The organism is Ruegeria sp. CF5, from assembly GCF_056537325.1.
Map to the genome: position 1 here is coordinate 732,559 of NZ_JBQFRI010000001.1, position 16,502 is coordinate 749,060.

The 16,502-nt window shown below is 58.9% G+C and carries 15 protein-coding genes, 1 tRNA gene and 1 pseudogene; 8 read left to right on the forward strand and 9 right to left on the reverse strand.

Annotated elements, in window-relative coordinates; all coding sequences use genetic code 11:
* Positions 1-9 precede the first annotated feature (9 nt).
* Positions 10-783, reverse strand: a complete 774-nt coding sequence (gene rlmB, locus ACR0NW_RS03455; protein WP_480448846.1) for a 23S rRNA (guanosine(2251)-2'-O)-methyltransferase RlmB — start codon at positions 781-783, stop codon at positions 10-12.
* Between the two features lie 117 nt (positions 784-900).
* Between rlmB and ACR0NW_RS03460 the strand changes: the two genes are divergently transcribed.
* A tRNA-Tyr gene (locus tag ACR0NW_RS03460) sits at positions 901-984 on the forward strand.
* 374 nt (positions 985-1,358) lie between these two features.
* Here the strand turns inward: ACR0NW_RS03460 and ACR0NW_RS03465 are convergent.
* From ACR0NW_RS03465 to ACR0NW_RS03485, 5 genes and pseudogenes are all read right to left on the reverse strand, one after another.
* Positions 1,359-1,469 (reverse strand): annotated as a pseudogene (locus ACR0NW_RS03465) (IS6 family transposase); the annotation flags it as partial.
* Between the two features lie 59 nt (positions 1,470-1,528).
* Positions 1,529-2,677 (reverse strand): acyl-CoA dehydrogenase family protein, encoded by a 1,149-nt coding sequence (locus tag ACR0NW_RS03470; protein ID WP_480448845.1) that lies wholly within the window; start codon positions 2,675-2,677, stop codon positions 1,529-1,531.
* Positions 2,678-2,696: 19 nt separating this feature from the next.
* Positions 2,697-3,863 (reverse strand): thiolase domain-containing protein, encoded by a 1,167-nt coding sequence (locus ACR0NW_RS03475; RefSeq protein WP_480448843.1) that lies wholly within the window; start codon positions 3,861-3,863, stop codon positions 2,697-2,699.
* A 3-nt stretch (positions 3,864-3,866) separates the two neighbouring features.
* On the reverse strand, positions 3,867-5,072 hold the full coding sequence (locus tag ACR0NW_RS03480) for an acetyl-CoA acetyltransferase (protein WP_480448842.1): 1,206 nt from the start codon (positions 5,070-5,072) through the stop codon (positions 3,867-3,869).
* Between the two features lie 39 nt (positions 5,073-5,111).
* Positions 5,112-6,551, reverse strand: a complete 1,440-nt coding sequence (locus ACR0NW_RS03485; RefSeq protein ID WP_480448841.1) for a hydroxymethylglutaryl-CoA synthase family protein — start codon at positions 6,549-6,551, stop codon at positions 5,112-5,114.
* A gap of 132 nt (positions 6,552-6,683) precedes the next feature.
* Here ACR0NW_RS03485 and ACR0NW_RS03490 point away from each other — a divergent pair, with 132 nt between their 5' ends.
* From ACR0NW_RS03490 to ACR0NW_RS03520, 7 genes are read left to right on the forward strand one after another with little or no spacing between them, the layout of a single operon-like run.
* A complete protein-coding gene (locus tag ACR0NW_RS03490) occupies positions 6,684-7,604 on the forward strand; it encodes an SDR family NAD(P)-dependent oxidoreductase (protein WP_480448840.1) in 921 nt (306 codons plus the stop codon).
* An 8-nt stretch (positions 7,605-7,612) separates the two neighbouring features.
* Positions 7,613-8,476: a MaoC family dehydratase gene (locus ACR0NW_RS03495; protein WP_480448839.1), complete on the forward strand. Its 864-nt coding sequence runs from the start codon at positions 7,613-7,615 to the stop codon at positions 8,474-8,476.
* Positions 8,477-8,508: 32 nt separating this feature from the next.
* Positions 8,509-9,645 (forward strand): CaiB/BaiF CoA transferase family protein, encoded by a 1,137-nt coding sequence (locus ACR0NW_RS03500; RefSeq protein WP_480448838.1) that lies wholly within the window; start codon positions 8,509-8,511, stop codon positions 9,643-9,645.
* A 23-nt stretch (positions 9,646-9,668) separates the two neighbouring features.
* Complete coding sequence (locus ACR0NW_RS03505; RefSeq protein WP_170650799.1) at positions 9,669-10,154, forward strand: MaoC family dehydratase; 486 nt, start codon at positions 9,669-9,671, stop codon at positions 10,152-10,154.
* Positions 10,151-11,299, forward strand: a complete 1,149-nt coding sequence (locus ACR0NW_RS03510; protein WP_480448837.1) for a CaiB/BaiF CoA transferase family protein — start codon at positions 10,151-10,153, stop codon at positions 11,297-11,299. The genes ACR0NW_RS03505 and ACR0NW_RS03510 overlap by 4 nt, the downstream gene beginning before the upstream one ends.
* Positions 11,299-12,105, forward strand: coding sequence for a citrate/2-methylcitrate synthase (locus tag ACR0NW_RS03515; protein ID WP_480448836.1), 807 nt, complete (start codon positions 11,299-11,301; stop codon positions 12,103-12,105). The genes ACR0NW_RS03510 and ACR0NW_RS03515 overlap by 1 nt, the downstream gene beginning before the upstream one ends.
* A gap of 3 nt (positions 12,106-12,108) precedes the next feature.
* Positions 12,109-12,576, forward strand: a complete 468-nt coding sequence (locus ACR0NW_RS03520; RefSeq protein WP_480448834.1) for a MaoC/PaaZ C-terminal domain-containing protein — start codon at positions 12,109-12,111, stop codon at positions 12,574-12,576.
* Here the strand turns inward: ACR0NW_RS03520 and ACR0NW_RS03525 are convergent.
* The 3 genes from ACR0NW_RS03525 to ACR0NW_RS03535 are packed head-to-tail and all read right to left on the reverse strand — an operon-like array spanning position 12,573 to position 16,500.
* Positions 12,573-13,382: an enoyl-CoA hydratase/isomerase family protein gene (locus tag ACR0NW_RS03525; protein ID WP_480448833.1), complete on the reverse strand. Its 810-nt coding sequence runs from the start codon at positions 13,380-13,382 to the stop codon at positions 12,573-12,575. The genes ACR0NW_RS03520 and ACR0NW_RS03525 overlap by 4 nt on opposite strands.
* Positions 13,382-14,911: an AMP-binding protein gene (locus ACR0NW_RS03530; protein WP_480448832.1), complete on the reverse strand. Its 1,530-nt coding sequence runs from the start codon at positions 14,909-14,911 to the stop codon at positions 13,382-13,384. Before ACR0NW_RS03530 ends, ACR0NW_RS03525 begins: the two co-directional genes overlap by 1 nt.
* Positions 14,908-16,500, reverse strand: coding sequence for an AMP-binding protein (locus tag ACR0NW_RS03535; RefSeq protein ID WP_480448831.1), 1,593 nt, complete (start codon positions 16,498-16,500; stop codon positions 14,908-14,910). The genes ACR0NW_RS03530 and ACR0NW_RS03535 overlap by 4 nt, the downstream gene beginning before the upstream one ends.
* Between the last annotated feature and the right edge of the window lie 2 nt (positions 16,501-16,502).

Sequence of the window (16,502 nt, forward strand, 5' to 3'; positions counted from 1 at the left end):
CGCCTCCTGTCACTTGTTCCTTGAGGCATATAAGGCGATCGCCGCCGCGTTTGAGACGTTGAGCGAACCAAACCCGCCCGCTGCGTCAATTTTCACCAACTGATCAACGGTTTCCTTGGTTTTTTGCCGCAAACCCGGCCCTTCGGCCCCAAGAACCAGAGCGACCGGACTGTCGCGCCTGCCATCAACTGCGGCTTCGATGGTCTGTTCCGCCTCGCCGTCCAAACCCAGCACGAGAAACCCCATGCCCTGAAGTTCAACGATAGTGTCGGCAAGGTTGCGAACACGCAGGTAGGGTTGCCGCTCCAGCGCGCCGCTGGCCGTCTTGGCAAGCGCCCCCGTCTCGGGCGCCGAATGATGCCGGGTTCCGATCACGGCGCTGGCCCCAAGAACCTCAGCCGAGCGCAGAATCGCACCGACATTATGAGGGTCGGTCACGCGATCCAGAAGAATGACACGCGGATGCTCGCGCCCAATGCAGTTTTCGGCCAGCCCGCCCCAGTCCAGCGGCCTGACTTCAAGTGCGGCCCCCTGATGCACCGAACCCGGATCAATCGGAGCCGTGAATTTTCGCGGATCGACGACCTCGGGGTCGATTCCGGCGAAATCAATGGCTTCATCCAGTTTCCCCTTGGCGTTAAGCGTCACGATCAGCCGGATTTTCTGCCGCTTGGGGTTCATCAATGCGTCACGAACAGCATGCAGGCCAAACAGCCAAACCGTGTCGGTTGCTGCCGCCTTGCGCGCCTGTTCTTTTTCCACGACCCATTTGGGTTTTTTCATCTGTATCGGCCTCCGGGCCCTGGAGTGAGTTTCCTGCGCCAAAGCGGAATTTTCCTGTTGACGCTCCTTTGGCGCGCTAGTAATCACGCCTCCACGTCAGGTGCAACGCCTGACAGTGGGCGACAGGCCGCAAGGTGTGGCAGGGGACTGTAACTCCCTCGCGGAGACGCACGCCTGGTTCGATTCCAGGGTCGCCCACCACTTTCTCCCCCATGAACCTGAGCTTTCTCAATTGCTACCAATAGTGGCTTGATTTCAATAGGTCACGATCAACCAGAGCGGCAGAAATCTCAAGGTTGAGCTCCAATCAGAGAATTTTGCGGTTGTTTTCGGAGAAAATCTCAGCGCGTTAGTTTCGCGTGAGGTCTTGAGACCTATCGGTGGTTTCGGGTCTGTTGAAACCCAAGAATCTAACGCTGTTTTTTCCAGTGCAGCGGCAACTCAGGAAGGTCGCGAAGAACTTCGCCGTTAGATGTGCTGGTTGGCGACCTTCCAGGATGACTGAGACGAGAGACACCCCTGCCCGGGCTTTGGTGTTCGGGGCTGCTGGCCTTATGACGCCAGCGGTCATGCTATACATCTTCGGCGTTCCTGAGCGACAGAGGAAACCGGATATACATCATCACGGCCAAGCGGATTACTTCTGGATACGCTCTAAAGTAGCGAAATGGGCTGCGTTTGGTGATGAAACAACGCTACGCAACTGCCCTGCCGCTCTCAAGCACCATCGCTCTGACAATGCCCCCTAGAGAGATCTTGCCACCAACTCTTTCATCACCTCGTTCGCTCCGCCATAAATCTTCTGAATTCGTGCGTCAGCGTACATCTGAGCGATCGGATATTCCGTCATATAACCATAGCCGCCGTGCAGTTGCAGGCATTCGTCGATTACATCGCACTGCATCTGACTGCACCACCATTTCAACATGGCAGCCGTCGCGACATCGAGTTCCCCGCGCACGTGTTTTTCGACGCAATCATCGATAAATACGCGGGCGATATGGGCGATGGTCTTGGCCTCAGCCAGCTTGAAGCGTGTGTTTTGCAGATCAAAAAGAGTACCACCAAAGGCTTCGCGCCCTTGCGTGTATTCAACGGTGCCCTCTACCGCACGCTCCATCACGGCAACTGCCTTGAGACCAAGAACAAGACGCTCCTGTGGCAATTGCTGCATCAACTGGTAGAAGCCCTGCCCTTCGACACCCCCAAGCAAATTGTCCGGGCTGACCTGAACATCGTCAAAGAACAACTCTGACGTGTCCGAGCTTTTCTGGCCGATCTTGTCGAGGTTGCGCCCACGCCGAAACCCTTCGGCGCTCTCTGTTTCAACCACCAGAAGCGAGATACCTTTTGAGCGCTCAGTTGGATCGGTCTTGCAAACGACAATAATCAGATCGGCCAGCTGCCCATTGGTAATGAACATTTTGGATCCATTCAGACGATAGGCATTGCCTTCCAGCCTGGCCGTCGTCCGCACGCTCTGCAGATCCGATCCCGCTCCGGGTTCAGTCATGGCAATGGCGGCAACCATCTCGCCACTGGACATTTTCGGCAGCCAGCGGCGTTTCTGCTCTTCGGTGCCATAGTTCAGGATGTAATGCGCGCTGATCTGGGAATGCACGCTGTTGGAAAAACCCGACACGCCGGTGGCGCGGAACTGTTCCGTGATCAGAACGGCCTCATGAAAAAAAGATGCACCCGCACCGCCGTATTCTTCCGGGACCGACGCGCAGAGGATGCCTGCCGCGCCCGCCTTGCGCCAGAAGTCGCGATCCACGTGACCCTGCTCTTGCCAGCGGGCCTCGTTCGGGACCATCTCCGCTGCATAGAAACGGGCCGCGTGATCGCTGAGAATATCCAGCTCTTCGGTCATCCAGCTAGGGCGTTGAGGCATGATTGGTCCTTTCAGGAATTCAGGAGCGGCGTTCGAGGATAGAGCAGTAGTTGGCCACAGCAGCCCCGCCCATATTGAAGATGCCACCAAGTTTCGGGTCCGCAGCGGCCAGTCCGGCAGGATCTCCGGCCAGTTGCATGGCCGCAATGACATGCATTGAAACACCGGTAGCCCCGATGGGGTGCCCCTTGGATTTGAGCCCCCCGGACAGGTTGACCGGCAGACGACCTCCCGCGTGGGTAACGCCTTCTTCAAGAAGCGTGGCACCTTTACCGGCCTCGGCCAGCCCCATTGCTTCGTAATGGATCAACTCGGCGACGGTAAAGCAGTCGTGGGTTTCAACAAAGTCGAGATCATCCAGCGTGAGTCCCGCCTGATCCAGAGCATGGGCCCATGCCAGAGCACACCCCTGGAAGCGCGTCATGTCGCGGCCCGCCATGGGCAAGGCGTCATTCACCTGTGCCATGGCCCGGAACCGAATATCAGGCGCGACAGGCGTCCCAATGGCGGGCGAAGTCATAACCATCGCCGCCGCACCGTCGCTCACCATGGAGCAATCCGTGCGCTTCAACGGTTTCGCGACATAGGGGTTGCTGTTCGTGGCCGTGTTGCAAAAATCAAAGCCCAAATCCTTGCGCATGTGCGCCAAAGGATTGTGCACCCCGTTGGCATGGTTCTTGGCGGCAATCAGGGCTAGTGCCCGGGATTGATCACCATGTTCGGCAAAGTAGCTCTGTGTAATCGTGCCGAAATGCCCCGCGAAACTGTCCTGCGGTCCGGCCTCGGTCGCGACATGACTGGCTGATATCAGCGCCTTGCGAATATCTTCACCAGCGGCCGCCGTCATTTTTTCCACGCCAATCACCAGAACAGCCCGTGACTGTCCCGACGCAATGGCCCGCGCCCCCAGATGCACAGCTGCCGACCCACTGGCACAGGCATTTTCAACCCGGATCGCGGGTTTGAACCGCAGTTCTGGCACCGAGGATATCGGCAGGGAGGCCGGAAACCCTTGCGGGTCCATGCCAGAGTTAAAGTTGCTGACGATCACCTCGTCAATCGCCTCGGGTGCAATCGCGGCATGGACAATCGCGGCACCCGCAACCTCTGCAATCAGATTCTCCATGGATCGCCCGTCCAGACGCCCGAAGGACGTGTGGGCCCAGCCTGCGAGACGCACCTCCATGGTTCAGGCCCCTTTCCGTCCGACAATTGTGATCGAAGCCACATTCTGATGCGGGAAGCCGCCCAGATTATGGGTCATGCCGAACACCGGATCCTGCTGGCACTGACGATCTCCGGCGCGGCCCTGCAACTGCAGATACATCTCATAGACCATGCGAATGCCTGACGCGCCAATCGGATGGCCAAAGCACTTGAGACCACCATCGATCTGGCAGGGCACCTTGCCATCTGCATCAAAGAAACCATCCATGATATCGTTCACCGCGCGCCCTTCTTCCGAGATGAAGAGGTCTTCCATGGTCACCAGTTCGGTCACGGAAAAGCAGTCATGCACTTCGAACAGGCTGACCTCGTCGCGTGGATTGGTGATTCCCGCCTCGGCATAGGCACGTTTGGCGGCCTGACGGGTGGTCACCAGATGGCTACCGTCCCAGTCATTGAACTGGGCTTCCGCCCCCGAAGACACCGCCAGCTGCAGCGCCTTGATGGTTACAAGGTCGGATTTGCCCAGCGATCTGGCGATCTCGGGTGTCGTTACGATGGCGCAGGCGGCCCCGTCACTGACGCCGCAGCAATCAAACAGACCCAGCGGCTCCGCCACCATTGGCGCGTTCAAAACCGCCTCTTCTGTGATTTCCTTGCGCAAGTGCGCCTTGGGGTTCTTGACCCCATTGGCGTGGCTCTTGACCGACACATGCGCCATGGCGCGCTTGAGATCAGACATACCCACGCCATGTTTGGCGGAATAAGCACTGGCCAGTTGCGCAAATGCACCCGGACCCGACAGGCTGGGCCAGTACAGATCATTGAACGAGCCACGTCCGCGTTGCGGCAAACCGCCATATCCGGTGTCCTTCAGTTTTTCGACACCCACGGCCAGCGCAATGTCGCAAGCGCCCGAGGCCACGGCATAGGTCGCCCCGCGCAGCGCTTCGGTCCCGCTGGCGCAGAAATTTTCGACGCGCGAGATCGGGATATAGGGCAACCGCAGGGTCGTACCCAAGGGGATAGCCCCCTTGCCCAGATGCTGCTCATCAATGCCCGTGCCTAACCATGCGGCCCCGATCTCGGATTTCTCGATGCCTGCATCTTCCAATGCCTCGGTAAAGGCCTCGACGATGAGGTCTTCGGCATTGTCCATCCAGCGTTCGCCAAACCGCGAGCATCCCATGCCCAGAATGGCGACCTTGTCCTTGATCCCTGTTGCCATGATGCAATCCCTATTTGGCGTGAAACACGAACCGGCCACTCAGGCCGGAGCCGCCTTCCAGAAGTAACGACGAAACCCGCGTTGATGGTCATAATCCTTGACCCTGAACACCATGCGCATCGGCAGGCCAACACGCAGGTCCGTGTCAGGTGTGATATCGGTCATGTCGCTCATCAGGCGACCACCGCACTCGAACTGGACCATGCCGTAGTAGTTTGGCGGGTTTGGTGAAAAGGTTAGCGCATCGCCAGTGAATGAATTCAGCACCGCAGGCTTGTCCGCAAAGGGTTCGTCTATCTGACTGTCCGTGGCACCGCAGTCGGGGTTGGCACAGATACGAGCCTTGGGGAACTGATTGGTGCCGCACTCCTTACAGCGCCCACCAATCATGCCCTGTGTCATATCCTTGTTGCGATAATGCGTGGTCAGGCCCGTGTTTTTGTCGACCTCGGCCCGAATGCCCTGATCCATGTCGATCAGGTGATTGAAAGCGAGAAACTTGTGATAGTTTTTTTCCGGTTTGCCCCGATCCAACCAGCCGGAAATGCCGCGCGCTTCACGGTCTGCCGTGATGGCATCGGTCACCTGAAAGATCAGTGCGTCGCAGCCCTGACCAAAACCTACCACCAACAGAATGTCGCCTGAACTGGCGGTTTCCAATGCGCGTGAGAGCAAAACCAGCGGATGCGCCGCCCCCGCATCGCCACACTGCATCTGTAAGGTGTCGGCCAGCGCGTCCGGGGACAGTCCCAGTTTTCGCACGACGGCCGCGCCGACCCGTGCCGACGGCAACGGGCAGCAAAACGTGGTGATATCCGATGCATGCAAACCCGTTTGCTCCAGAGCCTGCCCGACAGCGGCGGGTAGAATCCCGAGGTATCCCTCATCCCTGACCCAGCGTTCCTCCCAAGTATAGTCGAACGTGCTTTCCTCGCCTCGGAAATGGTCAACCATGTCCACGCTGTGCGAAGCCCCGCCCAGATACCGCGCAATCCCGTCACCCTGATCCAGCAACAATGCTGCCGCCGCATCCCCTGTGGTCAGTTCCAACGGGTGTCCTGGCTGAGTTTTGCGCTTTTCCGAACCAATGACCAAAACCCGTGCACCCAACTGCAACCCGACCATAAGGGCCGATGTGCCCGCACGTTGCGACGCCGCAAGGTCCAGCGTCATCAAATCACGCCCCAGAGACAAGGCATCGCTGACGACCCCGGCATTCTGGCGGTCCCGAAAAGGAAAGCTCGTTGATGCGAGCGCCAGCGCCGTAATTCCGTCGCGCGCCGTACCAGCAAGGCAATCACGCCCCGCCTCGACAGCCATTGTGACGGTGTCCTCGTCCCAGTTGGCCATGCTGCGCTCGCCCTTGGCCAGCCCCTGCAAAGACGGCGAGAACCAGCTATGTGCCCCGGCGATCACCTCGCGCGACAAACGCGACTGCGGCACATATCCCCCGAACCGGTGTATGCCTACCACTGCCATTTCCTCCCCTTTTCGCGCCATCCCGAGACCTGACCCGAAGATTCCGATTGATAATACCGAGAATCCAAGTAGGGTCTAGCGTATATTCGAACAATAGCCGAATAACTGAACACAACCAAACTCGAGGTAATGATGCCATCACAGGATTTGCTGGCCGGAAAAGTGGCCCTGATCACCGGAGCAGGCCGAGGCGTTGGGCGCGAGATCGCGCTGCTGATGGCAAAATGCGGCGCCAAAGTGCTGGTTAACGATCTCGGCGGCAGCCCCCAGGGCGAAGATGCGGACATGTCCCCTGCGAATGAGGTGGTCAGGGAAATCAGGGCTGCTGGTGGCGAAGCCGCGGCCAACTTTCATTCGGTCACTTCGTTCAGCGCTGCCGCGGAAATGGTGGAACAGGCGCAGGATGAACTGGGGGGACTGGATATTGTGGTCAACAACGCCGGTATCCTGCGTGACAAGATTTTCCACAAGATGACCGAAGACGACTGGGACATGGTGGTAGATGTCCACCTGAAGGGGTCGTTCAACGTCGCCCGCCATGCGGCGACCGTGTTTCGCCAACAGGAATCGGGCCGCATGATCCACATGACTTCGACCAGCGGGCTGATCGGCAACTATGGCCAGGCCAGCTATGGTGCGGCCAAGATGGGGATCACGGCACTGTCCAAATGCATCGCGTTGGACATGGCGCGCTACAATGTGACGTCAAACTGTATCGGCCCCTTTGCCTGGAGCCGTCTCGTGGGCACGATCCCCGTGAACTCGGAGGCGGATCGTATCCGCGTCGAGCGGATGAAAACCATGACACCGGACAAAATCGCTCCGCCCGTGGTGGCGTTGGCTTCGGATGCGGCACAGCACATTACGGCCCAGATACTATGTGTGCGCTCGAACGAAATCTTCCTCATGGGCCAGTCACGCCCCTTGCGTGGAATGCAACGCGAAGAAGGCTGGACGCCGGAAACCGTCATCAACCACGCCTTCCCGGCGCTTGAGAGCACCATGTATCCGCTCGAGCGTTCGCCAGAAATCTTCAACTGGGATCCGGTCTGAGGCTCATGATGACATTTTCGCCTGACACCATCATGAACTGGCCTTTTGAAGAGGTCACACAAAGCTACACAGTGAAGGACTCGATCATCTACGCACTCGGGGTTGGATTTGGGCAGGCATCGCACGACGCCGGTCAGTTGCCCTTTGTCTTCGAAGAGGCAGACATGACAGCCGTGCCAACCATGGCGGCCGTTCTGGCGGGGCCGGGATTTTGGGTGCGTGAACCTGCAACGGGAATTGACTGGCAAAAGATCCTGCACGGCGAACAAGGCATGGTCATACACACGCCCCTCCCGCCTGCAGCAACGCTCAGGGCACGTACGCGTGTAACCGGCCTGATCGACAAGGGCGAAGGCAAGGGCGCACTGATTTTCACGGAACGTGACCTGATCAACGCCGAGACCGGCGAAAAACATGCCACGCTTTCAAGCACTTCTTTTGCACGGGGCAATGGCGGCTGTGGAGGGCCAAGCGGACCACAGCCAGCGCCACATGCCCTGCCCGAAAGGAAGCCGGACCAAACGTGGGACTTCAAGACCATCCCGCAAGCCGCCCTGCTCTATCGCCTGTCAGGTGATCCGAACCCCCTGCACGCCGATCCCGAATTCGCCAAGGCGGCAGGGTTCGATGCACCGATCCTGCACGGACTGTGCTCGCTCGGAGTTGCCGGGCATGCCATTTTGCGCGCCTTCTGCGATTATGACGTCAGCAGGTTCCGCGCGCTGAAGCTGCGTTTTTCAGCACCTGTCTATCCCGGGGAAACCCTGCGTACCGAGATGTGGAGGGACGGCAACGTCATTTCGTTCCGCACCCGCGTGATCGAGCGGGATGTGATCGCGTTGAACAATGGTCGCGCGGAAATTCTGGCCTAACCCACTGGGCCTATTAAGAAAGTGAGGATGACATGGGACCTCTGAGTGGTCTTCGCATCATCGAATTCGCAGGACTTGGGCCGGGGCCCTTTGCCGGAATGATGCTGGCCGACATGGGGGCTGAAATTCTGCGCATTGAACGGCGCGGAGGAGGGCTGCAACCCAAGGATGCGTCTCGCGACATCGCAGCGCGCGGACGCCAGTCAATCACCCTGAACCTCAAGGCGCCGGGATCGGTCGAAGCCGCCCTGCGCCTGATCCGCGAGGCCGACGCACTGATCGAAGGGTATCGTCCCGGGGTTATGGAGCGGCTGGGATTAGGGCCAGACGTCTGCCTCGAGGCCAATCCCGCACTTGTCTACGGGCGCATGACCGGCTGGGGTCAGACCGGCACTCTGGCGCAGTCGGCGGGGCACGATCTGAACTACATCGCCCTGTCCGGGGCGCTATGGGCGATGGGCGAACAGGATCGAAAACCAATGCCGCCCCTGAACCTCCTCGGCGATTTCGGCGGCGGCGGCATGTTTCTGGCTTACGGGATGGTATGCGCCCTGTTGCGCGCAAAGGCGACAGGACAAGGTGACGTGGTGGACGCCGCAATCAGCGATGGTGTGGCTGCCTTGATGGCGCCGGTCTACGGCTATCGCGCGCAGGGCGGCTGGGTGGATCAACGGCAATCCAACCGGCTGGACGGAGGCGCACCCTACTACGGGGTGTACGCGTGTAAGTGCGGCGGCTGGATCACGCTGGGGCCGATAGAACCGCAGTTCTGGACGCTGTTCGTGGAAACCACAGGGCTGAACGAAGCACAGTTCGGAGATCGCCACGATGCCTCTCAGTGGTCTCGGATGCGTGACGAACTGACAGCTCTGTTTCTCGGGCGCACACGCGCTGAATGGTGTGAACTGATGGAAGGCACGGACGTCTGCTTTGCCCCGGTGCTGAGCATGGCAGAAGCCTCCGAACATCCTCACAATCAGGCGCGAGAGACCTTCGTAAATGACAGGAATGGCGTCGAACAACCGGCCCCCGCGCCCCGGTTTCAGAATGCCCCGGTCCAACTACCTTCACCGCCCCCCGAAAAGGGGCAGGACAACGAAACCGCCCTTTTGAACTGGGGTTTCTCAGCAAATGAAATCAAAAGCATGCTTGAAAAAGGCATGTTGTGAGCAGCTAAGAGGACAAGACCGACATGACCCGTGTTGACGAAAGCTTTGACCCGACTGCCCATGAAATGTGCGCGCACCGGAGTTTCGACGAACTCAAGATCGGCGACCGTTTCGTAATCCCGTCGCGCACCATCGGCGGTGAGAATTTCGCAGCCTTTCAACTGGCCTCGGGGGACAATCACCCCATCCACTACGATATCGAGTATTGCCGTGCACGTGGACATGAGAACTTGCTGGCCCATGGCTATCAGGTGCTGATCCAATGCGCACCCGGCGCGGGCACCCTGCCCCATGTATTGGGGGATGACCTGATCGGGTTCATCGAACAATCTGCCAAGTTCCTGGGGCCGCTCTACCTCGGGGACACAGTGTATCCTGCATTAGAGATCACAGAGCTAACACGCCAACGCTCGACCGGCGTCATCACCCTGCGAAACACGGTGCATAATCAAAGACGAGAGCTGATCCTGGATGGTTGGCAGAAATTGCTGGTGAGGTTGCCGAAATGAACTCGCGTCCTCTGACAGGTTACACGGTCTTTGAAATGGGATCTGCACTTGCAGGCCCCTATGGCGCACGCATTCTGGCCGAACTTGGCGCGCGGGTGATCAAGGTCGAGCCGCCCGAAACGGGAGAGGCAGCGCGTTCCTGGGGAGAACCGCTTCTCAAAGGGGCCGGGGCACTGTTTCACGCCATCAACAAGGAAAAGGACTCGCTGACGGTGGACTTCACCGACCCCAAAGAGGTGGCGGCGCTGAAATCCCTGATTGCGGATCATGCGGATGTGGTGATGCAAAACCTGCGCCCTGACGTAACGCTCAAGGTCGGGCTGGACGCCGCCTCGTGTCGTGCACTGAACCCCGGGCTGATCTACTGCAACATATCGGCTTTCGGACCTGACGGCCCGCTGGCCAAGGACGCAGGCTACGAGGCGCTGGTGCAAGCATTTTCCGGCATCATGGAAATGACCGGAGACGCTGACGGCCCACCGTCGCGCGTGGCGTTCTCGGTCAATGACTTTGGCACGGCCATGTGGTCGGCTATTGGCATCCTCTCGGCCCTGTTGTCTCGCGAGAAAACCGGCGAAGGCTGCACCATCGAAACGTCGATCTTTGATACTTCGATGGCATTCCAGACTATCAGCGTGGCATCTTTTCTGGCGACGGGCGAACTGCCAAAACGCACCGGACTGCGCGGCCCCCTTCTGGCACCGAACCGCGGATTTACCTGCGCCGACGGCATGTTGATGGTCACGGCTGGCACGGACGGGCAATTCGCCAAACTGTGTCGGGTGCTGGACTGCGAAGAGATGCTGAGTGATCCGCTGTTTGCAACGAACAACGCCCGCATGGCAAACGATGCGGCCCTGACACAGAAGCTGAACACGCTGTTTTCCAAGCAAGACCGGGACTATTGGTGGCAAAGGCTGCGCGCCGCAAACGTGCCTTCCGCCCCTATCCAGACACTCGATGAAACCGTCGCCCATGACCATACAAAAGCATCCGGCGTGCTGCAGCCATCACCGGATGGCGCGCAGACGGTGGTGGGGTTGCCACTCCGTATTGACGGCGAACGCCCCGGCTATCGCCGGTCAGCCCCTGCGCTGAACGAAGGCACCGATGATCTACAAAAAGAACTGAACAAGGACACGTGATGGAAACCCGCACCCTGCAAGGCTGGAACACCTCGATCAGCCGCGTCGTCAGTGAAGGCGACACAGAAGACACCTTGATCCGGGGGCACAGCTTGAACGACCTGATTGGCGGCGCGACATTTGCCGAAACCATGTTCCTTTTGCTGAACGGTCACAGGCCAACCCGCGAACAGGGACTGGTTCTGGACGCACTTTTGGTTGCCTGCATCGAACATGGTATCGCGCCGCCTTCCCTGATCCCTCGCCTCTACGCCTCTTATGGAACCGGCCTGCAACATGGGATTGCGGGTGGCATCAGCGCTTTTGGCGAAAAGATGGGCGCGCTTGGGGAGAAGATGGCCAAGTTGATGGTGGACAAGCTGGGCGAAAACGCGAGCCAGGACGACGAGACGCTGGCCCGGATCGCCGAAGAGACAGTTGCCGAGATTATGGGTTCTGGCGAGCGAGTGCCGGGCTATGGCATTCCACTGCATTCCCGTGATCCGCGTGCCGACCGTGTGATCGAGATCGCCAAAGAGAACGGCGTCTTTGGCACCTATTGCCGCTTTGCCGAGCTTTTGGGCGACGCGATCACCGAATACCGCAATGGCCGACCTGTGCCTTTGAACATTGATGGGGTATGTGCCTGTATTGCGCTTGATCTGGGATTTGACTGGCGCACGACGCAGATGTTTCTTCTGACTTCGCGCAGCGTTTCCATGGGCGCGCATTATCTCGAAGAGCTTTCACAAGACACAATCTGGCGCCACATTCCCGCCGATCAGATCGACTATCATGGCGCGGTGGCCAAAACGGACGAGGACTAAGGTATGAAACTGGTAGGCACAGGCTTTCACTGGGACGATTTGACGGCTGGGGACAGGTTCAAGACCTATGGCCGCACGATCACGGAAACAGATGTGGTGAACTTTGTCTCGTGCGTAGGAATGCTGGAATCGCTGTTTCTGGATGCAGAGTACCGAAAATCGCATTCGGCCATGACCGGCCACGCGGCCCCTGCCATGCTCACATTGTCACTGGCTGAGGGGCTGGTTCTGAACGCGACGGGACAGGGCACCGGGCTGGCATTTCTGAACATGGAGATGTCAGTGAAAAAGCCGGTCTTTGTCGGCGACACGATCCATGTGGAGATCGAAGTCGAAGAGTCGCGCAAAACCTCAAAGTCTGAACGCGGACTGGTGCGCACTCGCAACCGGATCGTCAATCAGAACGGGGATGTGGTGATCGAGTATACCCCCCAGCGCCTTATGGCCGCGAGCGGAGAAAGCCCGGCCTAGTCCTCGCGGGCCAGCCTGTCCCAGTCATAGAGTAGCGGCTCCTTGTCGACGAAACGTCTGATGGCGTCGCGATGATAGGGGGTCTCCATGCAGACGGCCTGGGCCCATGCCTCCATTTCGGCCATGGCTCTCTGATCGAGGTGGAACGACTGGTTCAGCATGACCTTGGCCTGCCCTGCCGCCAGACGTGACGCCTTGCGGAACCTGCCGGCAAAGGCCATCGCCGCCTCAAAGAGTTGTTCCTGCGGGTGAATCTCCAGCACGATCCCCAGATCTCTGGCTTCTTCGGCATCGACCGAGCGCGCTGACATGACCAGTTCTTTCGCACGCGCCAACCCGACGATGCGGGGCAACATGTAAAGACCACCCAGATCCGGAACCAGCCCGATACGCCCGAAAACCGCACAGAAACGGGCTCGTGGCGAGGCCAACACAAAGTCGCAGCCAAGAGCCAGATTGAAACCAGCACCAAAGGCGGGGCCATCCACGGCGGCGATCACGGGCAATTCCAGGTTAGAGAACTCGATGAACCATTTGTGCAGCCGCAACACGCGTTCGCGGTTATGCGCTATGGGTTCCGGATCAGCCTGAAGCCCCTTCAGGTCTCCCCCTGCACAAAAAGACCCACCGGCCCCCGTCACCACCAGCGCCCGCAAATCGCGATCGTCGCGAATAACCGGCACCAACGCGGCGATTTCCTCACGCATGGTCAGAGACAGTGCGTTGCGGTTTTCAGGGCGGGTAAAGGTCATCACGCCGATCTGGTCGATGACTTCATAGCTCAGGGTTTCAAACGCCTGTTTCATCACAGATCCATTCCGGCAATTTCTACGCGCAGCTCGGTTTTGACCACCTTGCCGTAGTTGTTCTTGGGCAGAGCCGGCATCGTGACATAGTGTTTGGGGCGTTTGAAGCGTGCGATGTTGTCGATGCAAAGCCGGTCCAGCTCTTCGGCTGACACTTCTTTGTCGGGCTCTGTCACGATACAGGCCACGACAACTTCACCCCACTCATCATGTGGCCGCCCCACAACGCTGGCCTCTGCCACGTCCGGATGAGTCAGCAGCACTTCTTCGACCTCCCTCGGGTAGATATTGGAGCCACCCGAGATGATCATGTCTTTGGATCGATCATGCATGGTCAGGAAGCCATCCTGATCCAGAGACCCCATGTCCCCTGTCCAGAGCCATCCGCCCCGGATCGTTTTGGCAGTGGCTTCGGGATTGTTCCAATAACCCTTCATCACTGCGGTCCCCGCGACCACGATCTCGCCAATCTCATCGGGCGCGACATCCGCGCCGCTCTCATCCACCACACGCACACGGCTCACCGATTGCTGATAGCCAACACCGGTCAGACGCTCTTTCCAACGCGGGTGGCTCCGGTCCGACACATAAGCTCTGGGCAAGGTGGTGATCGCCATCGGGCATTCACCCTGACCGTAGATCTGGGCAAAGCGCGGGCCAAGGACATCAACTGCCTCAACGATGTCAGCGAAGTACATCGGGCCACCGGCATAGATCACCGTCTCGATCCCCTCGCCCGTAGCCCCCGACACCTTGGCGTGGTCAATCATGCGACGCACCATCGTCGGGGCGGCAAACATCGTGATGCGCCCAACCGAAGGCGCCATTTGCAGGATTTCGGCTTCGTCAAAGCCACCTGATTTCGGACAGATATGACGCGCACCTGCCATGACGAACATGAAGTTATAGATCCCGGCGCCGTGGCTCATGGGTGCTGCATAAAGGGTTGCATCGTCTTCATCATGGGTGCCGACCCCATCATGGTACCCCATCACCATGGCCATCAAGTTACCGGCGGTGATCATGACTCCCTTGGGGCGCCCCGTGGTACCGGAAGTATAAAACATCCAGATCATATCATCACGGCCGACATCAGCAGGCGCCGGACGGGGAACAGAAGAACACATCGCGTCAAACGCCGGAGTACCCGCAACAACGACCTGCTCCACACATTCAGGCAGGACCGAGCCCAACCCCTGCGCATTGTCTTCCGAGGCAAAAACCAGCCGCGCACCGGAATTTTCGATGATCCAGGCCGCTTCTTTTTCGTGCAGCTTGGCATTGATCGGCACCGCTGTCGCTCCGGCCCACCAGATGCCGTACATCGCCTCGAGGTATTCCGGACGGTTTTTCATCAGGATCGCGACCCGATCCCCCTTGCCAATGCCCTGCGCATTCAGCGCGCCTGCAATTCCGCTGACACGTGTTGCGAATCCCGCGTAGTCAGAAACGAGATCTTCACCAAGAAACAGCGCCGGGTTGTTGGGCTTGAGTGCCGCTGTGCGTTGAAGCCATTCAGCCGGGTTCATGTCGTACTCTCCGCATTCTTGTCGGGGATTTCTGCCTTGGGACGCTGTGTTTCCCAGAACGGTTTTCTCAATTCCGTTTTCAGCACCTTGTTCGCCGCGGTCAGCGGCATTGGGTCACTTCGCCAGCTGACACTGCGCGGTATCTTGTATCCGGCAATCCTGCCGCGACAGAACTCTATCAGCTCCTGTTCGGTCGGTGACTTGCCCTCGACCGGAATGACGATGGCATGCACGGCCTCGACCCAGGTGTCATCCGGAATGCCGATCACGGCCACATCCGCCACGTCCGGATGGCGGGACAGGAGATTTTCTACCTCTGCCGGATAGACGTTTTCGCCGCCAGAGATAATCATGTCCTTGACCCGACCTGAAATCCAAAGGCAGCCGTCATCATCCATATAGCCGGCATCTCCCGAATGCAGCCAGCCGCCGCGCAGTGTTTCTGCCGTCAGTTCAGGCTGACCGACATACCCTTTCATGACGTTCGGCCCACGCAAGACAATCTCGCCCACGACGCCCCGCGGCACCTCGTTGTCATCTTCATCGACCACACGCACGTCAACGTGTTTCGCAGGCCAGCCAACCGCACCCAGCTTGCCCGTCTCGGCAAAGTTCTTGCGATGGTACGCCGGACCAAGAGTGGTAATCAAAGGCGCGGCCTCGGTCATACCGTAACCGTTCGAGATATCGACATGCGGAAAGGCTTCGATGATCCGGTGCAGCAAGTCCTCAAGCGCGGCAGAGGCGCCGTAACTCATCTGACGCAGGCTGGAGAGATCAAACGTGTCAAAGTCAGGCTCGTCCAGAACCATTTGCAGCATGGTCGGCACAAACGAAGTCGCGTTGATCCGGTACTGTTCGACCCCTTCAAGGAAACCGCGCGGTGTGAATTTCGGATGAATAACAAGGGTATATCCCATGTAAACCGCGCAAAAAACGCGTGCCCCCGCAGCGAGGTGGAACATTGGCCCCATCAGCAGATGGGTCTCGTCTGCACGTACATCATAGGCCGCAGCGTGGCCGGCAGAATTGGCATACATGTTCCAGTGGGTCAGCATGATGCCCTTGGGCTGTCCGGTCGTCCCGCCGGAGTAGAAGATCACCAGCGTATCGTCACCCTGCCCCGCTGGATGGCGCAAAGGCTCGGCAACAGCCAGCAGACTCTCGTATGCGATTTCGGTTGGCGCGGGCTTAGTTCCGATCACAACAATGCGGAAATCGCTATCTGCCAGAGACAGCGCCTTTCGCGCCGCATCCACGTTCCCCGCATCCGCAATCAGCAATCGTGCGCCGCTGTCATCCATGCAGGCGGCCAACTCATAAGCACTGAGACGCCAGTTCAACACAACTGTCTCGGCACCAATGAAAGAGGGCGCAAAGTAGTTTTCATATAGGTAGTCGGAGTTCAGCCCGACAAATGCCACGCGCTCTCCCGGCGCGATGCCAAGTCCCTGATACCCTGCCGCCAGCGCACGGCACCGATCATGCAACGCCGCCCAGCTGGTCTCCCGCCCCTCGCAGATGATGGCCGTCCGGTCTGCCAGCTGGCGGGCATTACGCTCGATCAAATGGGGAAACGAAACAGTCATTT

Coding starts and splice junctions, on each gene's coding strand:
- ACR0NW_RS03525 (WP_480448833.1), bottom strand. CDS start 13,382: ATGAAACAGGCGTTTGAAACCCTGAGCTATGAAGTCATCGACCAGATC.
- ACR0NW_RS03480 (WP_480448842.1), bottom strand. CDS start 5,072: ATGGCAACAGGGATCAAGGACAAGGTCGCCATTCTGGGCATGGGATGC.
- ACR0NW_RS03470 (WP_480448845.1), bottom strand. CDS start 2,677: ATGCCTCAACGCCCTAGCTGGATGACCGAAGAGCTGGATATTCTCAGC.
- ACR0NW_RS03530 (WP_480448832.1), bottom strand. CDS start 14,911: ATGAACCCGGCTGAATGGCTTCAACGCACAGCGGCACTCAAGCCCAAC.
- ACR0NW_RS03535 (WP_480448831.1), bottom strand. CDS start 16,500: ATGACTGTTTCGTTTCCCCATTTGATCGAGCGTAATGCCCGCCAGCTG.
- ACR0NW_RS03485 (WP_480448841.1), bottom strand. CDS start 6,551: ATGGCAGTGGTAGGCATACACCGGTTCGGGGGATATGTGCCGCAGTCG.
- ACR0NW_RS03505 (WP_170650799.1), top strand. CDS start 9,669: ATGACCCGTGTTGACGAAAGCTTTGACCCGACTGCCCATGAAATGTGC.
- ACR0NW_RS03520 (WP_480448834.1), top strand. CDS start 12,109: ATGAAACTGGTAGGCACAGGCTTTCACTGGGACGATTTGACGGCTGGG.
- ACR0NW_RS03490 (WP_480448840.1), top strand. CDS start 6,684: ATGCCATCACAGGATTTGCTGGCCGGAAAAGTGGCCCTGATCACCGGA.
- ACR0NW_RS03515 (WP_480448836.1), top strand. CDS start 11,299: ATGGAAACCCGCACCCTGCAAGGCTGGAACACCTCGATCAGCCGCGTC.
- ACR0NW_RS03500 (WP_480448838.1), top strand. CDS start 8,509: ATGGGACCTCTGAGTGGTCTTCGCATCATCGAATTCGCAGGACTTGGG.
- rlmB (WP_480448846.1), bottom strand. CDS start 783: ATGAAAAAACCCAAATGGGTCGTGGAAAAAGAACAGGCGCGCAAGGCG.
- ACR0NW_RS03475 (WP_480448843.1), bottom strand. CDS start 3,863: ATGGAGGTGCGTCTCGCAGGCTGGGCCCACACGTCCTTCGGGCGTCTG.
- ACR0NW_RS03510 (WP_480448837.1), top strand. CDS start 10,151: ATGAACTCGCGTCCTCTGACAGGTTACACGGTCTTTGAAATGGGATCT.
- ACR0NW_RS03495 (WP_480448839.1), top strand. CDS start 7,613: ATGACATTTTCGCCTGACACCATCATGAACTGGCCTTTTGAAGAGGTC.